6 protein-coding genes are annotated in these 8,418 nt (G+C 36.6%); all 6 read left to right on the top strand.

Annotated elements, in window-relative coordinates:
• Positions 1-367: 367 nt before the first annotated feature.
• Positions 368-895, top strand: coding sequence for a hypothetical protein (locus tag D0T56_RS16395; protein ID WP_163321248.1), 528 nt, complete (start codon positions 368-370; stop codon positions 893-895).
• A gap of 159 nt (positions 896-1,054) precedes the next feature.
• Positions 1,055-4,120 carry a fibronectin type III domain-containing protein gene (locus D0T56_RS16390; protein ID WP_163321247.1) on the top strand — a complete coding sequence of 1,022 codons (3,066 nt, stop codon included), beginning with the start codon at positions 1,055-1,057 and terminating at the stop codon, positions 4,118-4,120.
• The gene (locus D0T56_RS16385; protein WP_163321246.1) at positions 4,117-5,103 is read left to right on the top strand and encodes a hypothetical protein; all 987 of its coding nucleotides are present in this window, start codon (positions 4,117-4,119) and stop codon (positions 5,101-5,103) included. The genes D0T56_RS16390 and D0T56_RS16385 overlap by 4 nt, the downstream gene beginning before the upstream one ends.
• A 116-nt stretch (positions 5,104-5,219) precedes the next feature.
• Entirely contained in the window at positions 5,220-6,302 is a 1,083-nt protein-coding gene (locus D0T56_RS16380; RefSeq protein WP_163321245.1) for a hypothetical protein, read from the top strand.
• On the top strand, positions 6,302-7,273 hold the full coding sequence (locus tag D0T56_RS16375; RefSeq protein WP_163321244.1) for a hypothetical protein: 972 nt from the start codon (positions 6,302-6,304) through the stop codon (positions 7,271-7,273). The genes D0T56_RS16380 and D0T56_RS16375 overlap by 1 nt, the downstream gene beginning before the upstream one ends.
• A partial coding sequence (locus D0T56_RS16370; protein WP_163321243.1) for a hypothetical protein occupies positions 7,270-8,418 on the top strand: 1,149 nt, incomplete at its 3' end. The genes D0T56_RS16375 and D0T56_RS16370, both read left to right, overlap by 4 nt.

The following is an 8,418-nucleotide window of genomic DNA, read 5'->3' as shown; positions in this document are numbered from 1 at the left end:
CGGCGGTTAATAAGCTGGCTTCGGATGTGTTGATGTTCGAATACGAAACCATCGGCATGGAACCTTTCGACCCGGCAGAACTGACAGGCTGTATGCATTCGGAAAATAAACCCTTGATATCCGTAGCGGCTACATTGGGCGAATATTTCTACAAGGAAAAGATTTATCCGCTCATCTATCAGGACTACCCTGTTGACGGTCAGTTCAGAATCCAATCGAGGAATGTCAATGAGTTGGGAGTGCCTCCTGCAAAGGCCCTTCCGGTAATGACCACTTACTTGAACCAGTTGGAATCGAATATATATACCGGACTTGTTACCAAACGTTTCCCGTANCGGCGGTTAATAAGCTGGCTTCGGATGTGTTGATGTTCGAATACGAAACCATCGGAATGGAACCTTTCGACCCGGCAGAACTGACAGGCTGTATGCAATCGGAAAATAAACCCTTGATATCCGTGGCGGCTACATTGGGCGAATATTTTTACAAGGAAAAGATTTATCCGCTCATCTATCAGGACTATCCTGTCGACGGTCAGTTCAGAATCCAATCGAGGAATGTCAATGAGTTGGGCGTGCCTCCTGCAAAGGCTCTTCCGGTAATGACCACTTACCTGAACCAGTTGGAATCGAATATATATACCGGACTTGTTACCAAACGTTTCCCGTATTATTACAATCTGCCTCAGGTATTTAAAACGGACTTTATGGATTTGCAGAGCCAGGTGATTAATTCCAACCTGCAAAATACGAACAATGCATCTTTCCGTAGGTATCTGACCTCCCGCTTCCCGTTTATTTCGGCAGGAGATTACAAGATAAAACTGCAATACATCATGCCGGGAGACGTGAAAGGTACTTCTTCGGAATTTGAATACACAAACTTTATTGAATAAAGGGCGCTTTAATTCAGTTACGAGTTACAAGTTATGAGTTACAAGTTATGAGTTACAAGTTATGAGTTACAAGTAGACAAGTTGGCTACGCACCATTAAAATCGAACATGTAAGTAAATAAAAAAAAGATCATTAATTCTATCTGTTACTAAAGAAACGATGCAAAAGAATAAAATATCATATATCAAACAATTGCTTCTACTGGTAGTTTCCCTGACGGGGTTGTTATCCGGCAAAGTGCAAGCACAAAGCACTTATCCCGTTCAGGCTAACGTATATGTAGCCAAGCCATACAGCAGTTACCTGAGCGATTATTATTCCAGCAGTAAGGAACGGTTGGTGGTAACCCTGCTCAACCGTGACCAACAGAAGCCTACGCTTGATGTACGGCTCAGGGTGAGTGTTACGGCAGCCAACGGATTGAAAATACAAAGTAAAGAGGAGATCAATTATCCCACTATAACTTTAGATGCCGGCATCCCTTTCCGCCTGACTCAGGAGGACTTGGCTCCCTACCTCCTGCCAAGGAATATAAATACACAAGGGTCTTTCAATCAAGGGAAGTTGCCTGAGGGCATGATCGAGTTTACCTTTCAGGTAGTGGAAAAATACACCGGTAAAATTCTGTCTGCACCTGCAACGGCTCCCATCTGGCTGACTTACCAGAAACCGCCCGTATTGCGCCTGCCGTCCAATAACGAACATATTGCCTTTAAAGACCCATTGAACCTGAAATTTCAATGGGAACCGCTACATAAAAACCTTTCGCAAGTAGAATATCTCTTCGAACTGAAAGAGTTACCAAATAATGGTGCTGCTCCTCAGAGTGCATTCCTGTATGCACCTCTTATCTATCAGGAACAGTTGGTTTATAGCTACCTGATGTACAACGTGATGATGCCGCCTCTCGATCCCGATAAGAGATACGCATGGCGTGTCAGGGCGATTGCCAAGGATGGCGTTGACGAACTGAATATGTTTGTCAATGAGGGGTATAGCGAGGTCTATTGTTTCAATACGACCATAGGGTGCGATGCGCCTACAAACTGCACTGCCACGCTCAAAGACCGGAACTTGACCCTCTCGTGGACGGCTCCGCAGAAAGCCAATGAATATGTGGTACAATACAGGCTGAAATACGGTACGGATGCCACATGGGTAGAAAACAACACCTACGAAACCCAACAGACTCTATATGGATTGCAGAGGGGCGAAACTTACGAATACCGTGTGGGCAGCATCTGCACAATGGGACAACCCGTATTCTCGGAAACGGGAGAAATTGCCCTTCCCGCAGTAAACGAGGAAAGGTTTGCCCGATGCGGTATCATGGGCGACTTCAGCCTCGATAACAAAGAGCCGATAGAAAACCTCAAGACAGGAGATGTGGTGATGCTGAACGATTATCCCATGACCCTGACACGGGTATCGGGCAGTAACGGGTCTTTCTCGGGAGAAGGATGGGTTCCTGTCAACTGGCTTCTGGAAACCAAATGGCAGGTAGAGTTCGATAACATACAGGTCAATACCGACAAACGGATGATCGGAGGCTCGGTCAGGGCGAAGTATGACGAAACGGAAAGCCAGATCGCCAACATTGACGAGATCACCGAAGGAGGACATGAAAATACCCGTGAGGGAATTATCATGCCCAACATACAGTTGGATGTAACCATCCCCGAAAATCCTGTATTCGACTATAATCCCGAATCGGGAGAAGTGACTGTCTTTACCACCGACGGGCAAAAGGTTTCGTCGTTCACCCCTCCCACAAATGACGGTAAGACCGCCTTCCCGATAACCATTAAAGACAAGGATGGAAACATCTACCGGGTGGATGCCGAAACGGATGAACAGGGGAATATCTTTCTTGCGAAAGAAGAAAGTAATGAAACATCTCAGTCTAGGATAATGGACGAAATTATTGTTCCTATAAAAGACTTACCTTCTCACATTGATTATTATTTTACATTTGAAAACGATTCAATTGCTTTGCATAATCAGAAACTAAATTTGGCAAAGAATAAGAGTGAAAAACATATTAAGTTACATAAAAGAGATAGTTCTTCAATTAATTTTGATAGTATATATATTGTTGTAAATTCGGACACATTAAGAAATACAGATCTTGTGAAAACTAATCTATTAAATAACCTTTTCATTCAAGTTAAAGATATTGGCAGAAAAGATACACTGGCCTATTTTGATATTCAGATACATAATAGTCCTCATGTCGAATTTAAGACGTTATCTACCTATAATGGAGAATTTGGTTTTGATGATGGTTTCGATTTTGCATCAACTTCTCTTCCTAAAATAAATGCTATATATGATACAATTAGGAATAGCGATGGAGCTCTATTATACAATCCATTCATCACAATGAATCCGAATCAAACCATTTCAATACAGGCTGATATCATAGATAAGATGCCTTCTTATAACTATTTTATAGAATCATCATCCCTTAATATTTCTTGTATATATGATACAACGACATCAATTGCAAATATAACGAGTATAAACTCATATAACAATTTTGGCACTCCTGATTATATTTCTTTTTACAGAAAAGAAAAAAATAATCTAGAAGAAAAAATATTGATAGGTAGATGTGAAATTGTGACAATGAATAAACAACCTACTATAAATGTCCAAATTATGTATTATAAGACTGATACCTTACCTATGAGCAATACGGTAAATCCAATTGATTTAGAAAATAAAATGAATAATAATTCACTGAATCAATCATTTAAAATTTTTAATGTAAATCCTTCTATATATACATTTGTGGATACAGTAGCTACAGCAGCACATCTAAGCACTTCCGAATCTGCTTATAGAAGAGCTCTCCGTGGATTAATGGTCCATAAATCATTCAATCCTACATTACATAATCCGAATACATTTTATGTGATAATGACAGATCTTATATTTACTGATACAGCTACAGGAGGTTATAAGGGTGGTGGAGTATTAAACAATAGTCCTTATGCTGCTATGTGGCTTATACCAGGAGTTACACGTAATGATATGTTAGAATATATTATTCATGAATGTGGACACACATTACAGTTAAAAGATACATTCAACGACATAATACTTGGAAATCCAGCCCAAGGTTTTTCGAGACATAATTATATGGATTATATTAGTACCCCTCGTAAAATGTTTTTTAAATCACAGATACAAATTATTTATAATCAAACACCTAATCCATGAAAGCATTAAAAATATATATCACATTGTATTGTATTATGTTTTGTACAATCTTACATTCTCAAAATATTGAAGAAATAAATAATAAGTTAGATAATGTTTATTATCTGTATTTGACAGATTTGGATTATATGGAAAATATAAAACTTCCAGATAGTACAAAAAATAAAGTTGTAAACATTTTAAATGGTTATTTACCAAAAGAGATTATAAATAAAGCAACATACTTAGATAAAAGTATTCTTGATAATCTAAATAAAAAAATGTGGAGTATATGTAATAACGATTCTCTTTGTTTCATTCAAAAACAAGATTCAATAAAAAATGAATATATAAATAATCAGATAGCAAAATTTAAATCTTATCCATTCCCTAAAGAACTTATTTTATCAATAGGATCTTGGAATGTGCAAGAGGCAAGCATAATTCTTTTAAATAATATAAATAATCCACTCTACCCAAGGAAAGAGACATTGTTAGCATTAGCAAAATTAGGTAATGATTCGATTTTGGAGAATATTGAACAGCTATATACGTTAGACTATATCATTGAACACACTATCTTAAAAACAGATTCTCCAAAATTTATTTATCGAAATATTTCTGTAAATGAGCAGGTCAACAACTTAATATCCGACTTCTACCTGGTTGGAATATATTTACAGGATAAAGATATTTTATCCAATATGGTTGATTTTATTGATATTACGGGAAAAGAGACACATGTAATTAACATATTTGGAGGTCAATCTAGTATAACAGAGGAATTGTACCCAATAGAACAAAGTACACTTTTATGGTTAAGCGGCTGCTTTATCGCAAATAGTAAATGGAAAGAGTGGTGTAATATTATAGACAATTATTCAGAACAAATATCTAATTGTAAAAATGATGACGAATTAATAAAAAAAATATCGCAGATTAATAAGAATAAAATAAAAGAGCAACTTAAGTATTGGATAGAGCAAAATGTGCATTTTGAATAATAAGAAGCAATATTAATATACCTTTGTTAAAAGATTCCATCACATCAGATTCGGTAAAATACTTTTTAAGATTATCAGATTATTCAACAAACCTAAAAAATGGAAGTAAGGTTACGATGAAGATTGGTAGAAATAAAATATTCGAGTTAAAGATAGACACTTATGACATTCCATATGTAAAATTTGACATAGGAAACGGCCATAATGGACGCTACTTTTTTGATAAAGGATTTGATGAGCAGTCAACATTGAAAAACCCCAATTATTATGATACAATACATGTGAAAGGCAATGTGTACTATATTCCAGTGCTTGGAGTTTCGGTAAGAAATGAAGCGGTAATCAAAGTAGATTTAAAAGATTTTGAAAGTAAAATAACCAATGATACTACTTTTAGAATAATATTTAAATCAAGAATGAATAATATTATACAATTGAATGGACAAAACGACTCACTTGTCGTAAATCGAACTGAATTGGAAAATATAAAAAATAACGGGTTGAGAATTTATTCACAACGAGCAATCAATGGAAATACAATAACACCTACGTTTATTGATGTTATAATAAAATCAACGAGAGAGGTGGTAGGCTGTTTGGAATATTATTCAGCAGATCAAGTGGAAAAGAATGTAACTCTAATTTATACGAAATTTGCAGATGAAAGCAACTATCCAAGTGTCGATTTTAATGCAATAGAAAACTACCTAAGAAATAACTCACACAATCAGCTATTTATAAAGTTCAATGTAGATACAGTTAGATACAACTCTAATTTGAGAACTGTTGCTTTTGATACATGTACGACTTCAACTTCTGCATTTATAATGCTGAGAACCAATGCTGCCCCAAGATTTAATTTTGCAACTAATTTTGGTGGACACTTGACTATACCAACCGATTATTATTTTATTACAAATTTGAGTATTAACGGTAGTGATGTTAAAGGAGCTCATTATACTAATAATGCAGGAGGGGGAATTCGTTTTAAAAATGGTACATCTGTAAGCGATGGTGAAATTACGGCTCATGAATTGGGACATTGGTTAGGATTCCCAGAATCATTTAAAGGAAATGGAGTTATCATTAACTTCCCAATAAATACTACACAAGGAGCTACCCGTCATAATTTTATGGACTACGGAGTAACTAGAAGACGATGGTACAAAATACAATTAATAAATCAACAACATAGATAATGAAAAAAACAATAATACTTTATTTAATTCTACTCTGTTTATATCCTCAAAATATAGCACAGGTAAATAATGATTCTTTACGTTATTACTTTGATACATTTTCACCCTATGAAGCATTGGATATATATTCTAGAAAAAAACACTATAATATAGATTTCAAAGAGGTATATTATGATCAAGAACTAAAGATTGAAATTCTAAAATTATTAGATACTGATGTTTATATAGAATATCTATTAAAGAAACACAGAATATATTGGGATGAATTTATGAAAAAAGACGAACGTGAAGGAGTAAAACCTATTCTCCCAATAAAACAATATGTTACTAATATATGTGAGTTAAATTATGACTCCATTGCTAATAACAATCAATTATATGTCAAATACAGAAACTTTACTCTTGACTGGTTGGTGGCTGATGAAAACAAAAAACTTCAAAAACAAAGGGAAACTTTAATGTTTCAATCTCATGGAGCAATGCATATACATTCTCTGAGTCATTATCCAGAAGCATACAAGATTTGGAAAAATTACTGGGATATATCGGACAAGTTAATAATGGATAGATTCAGTCAAATTCAACCTTTGGCTATATATTTATTGAGAATGAATGACCCTGATATTAAGGATGAAGTAAACAAAATAGTTAAAAAGTGCGTTGAGTCAAATGGATATTCCGAGAATCCTGTATCACTAATGTCATTATTTTTAAGTTTAGAAACAGCTTATTCCATAGAAAAGCTAATTGAGATGTCAAGTATCAACAGCAAACAGAATTTTATGTCTTCTGACCCTCCATTGTCTTATGATACAATATTATTAAGTTATCTACGGGGAGTATGTGAAAATGAAAATGTTCATATAGAAAGTTATGACAAAGATTCAATTCTTGCTGGAGCTAAAGAATTAGCAGAAAGGAAGAAAAAAGAAGAAGAATATTGGATGATAAATATGCCTTTTAATAAATGAAAAAGCAAACATTCCTTTTTTTATTCTTGTCTCTGTTTTTCTCTGTATTCGGACAAAATATACAGACAGAAAAAAACAGAAAACTGGTTGTGACCTATCTGGGGCAACAAGGTGATCCGTTGTCGGACAACAACTACAACGCAAAGGCCTTATCAAACAACAGTGCGGTGGTGACCTTTGAACAAGGCAAGGGTGTTTATGCCCTTGACCAATGGAACGACAGATACAAAACAAGCGTAAAGATCAGACAGGAGTACGATAAACTTGCCGATGATTATTACGCTTCGTGGAAGTTCCTGCCTGTGGGGGGTAGCGATAAGGTAGTGGCACGGGTGGAAATAGCGAAAGGCAATCCGGCGGATATTGATCCGGGCAAGATTATTTTCTCTACGCCACAAGGTACACGTTTTGATACAAAACTTCTGGGTAACAACGAATTTGAATTGACTGTTGCTGCAGGTCAGGACAAGGATGTACAGGAAGTATTTGCCCTGTATCCGAAGAATGGAAGCAGTTCCAGCTACCTGACGCTGGGTAAACTGAATGTAGTGACATACCAAAAGCAAACCAATAAACTGGTTGTCGTACAGGTAGGCACAACCGTGAATGGCGACGCTTTGGAAAAAGGTTTGAATGCAATATACAACCCTGTGGGTGTGGAATGGCAAGTGGTGACTGATGAATTCAGCTATAAAGGTGATATATCTACTTTGATAGATGAAAAGAGCGGCATGCTGGAAGCATATAACGACCAGATGAATGCCCTGATCTCGGCATACAAAGCTGACAACAACATAGATAGTAAGACCAGTTACATCTTCCTGCTGAAAGAGAATAAGAGCAAAAACGGGCGCAATGTGCAAGCCTTTATGCCCCGGGGCAAGCAGTTCGGGTTTGTGTTCTCAGGTGGATTGTCGTCTGATAAGCTAAGTCAGGTTGTTGCTCACGAGTTGGGACACGGCAGATGGCGTTTGCAGCACATCTTTGACAATACTTACGGTTACGACGAAAAGAACGACTGGGGCAAGATACCCGAAAATCTGATGGATTATGCCGATGGCACTCAACTCGCTAAATGGCAATGGGAACAACTAAACGACCCGGCTTGGTTCACAAATCCGTTTGACGGGGATGAGAGTGGGATG

This window comes from Dysgonomonas sp. 520, assembly GCF_010501095.1.
Taxonomy (GTDB): Bacteria; Bacteroidota; Bacteroidia; order Bacteroidales; family Dysgonomonadaceae; genus QVMP01.
This window is presented reverse-complemented; position numbering and strand designations above follow the sequence as displayed.

Excerpts from the sequence above, each read along its gene's own strand:
- D0T56_RS16395 (WP_163321248.1), top strand. The coding sequence starts at position 368 with ATGTTCGAATACGAAACCATCGGAATGGAACCTTTCGACCCGGCAGAA.
- D0T56_RS16390 (WP_163321247.1), top strand. The coding sequence starts at position 1,055 with ATGCAAAAGAATAAAATATCATATATCAAACAATTGCTTCTACTGGTA.
- D0T56_RS16385 (WP_163321246.1), top strand. The coding sequence starts at position 4,117 with ATGAAAGCATTAAAAATATATATCACATTGTATTGTATTATGTTTTGT.
- D0T56_RS16380 (WP_163321245.1), top strand. The coding sequence starts at position 5,220 with ATGAAGATTGGTAGAAATAAAATATTCGAGTTAAAGATAGACACTTAT.
- D0T56_RS16375 (WP_163321244.1), top strand. The coding sequence starts at position 6,302 with ATGAAAAAAACAATAATACTTTATTTAATTCTACTCTGTTTATATCCT.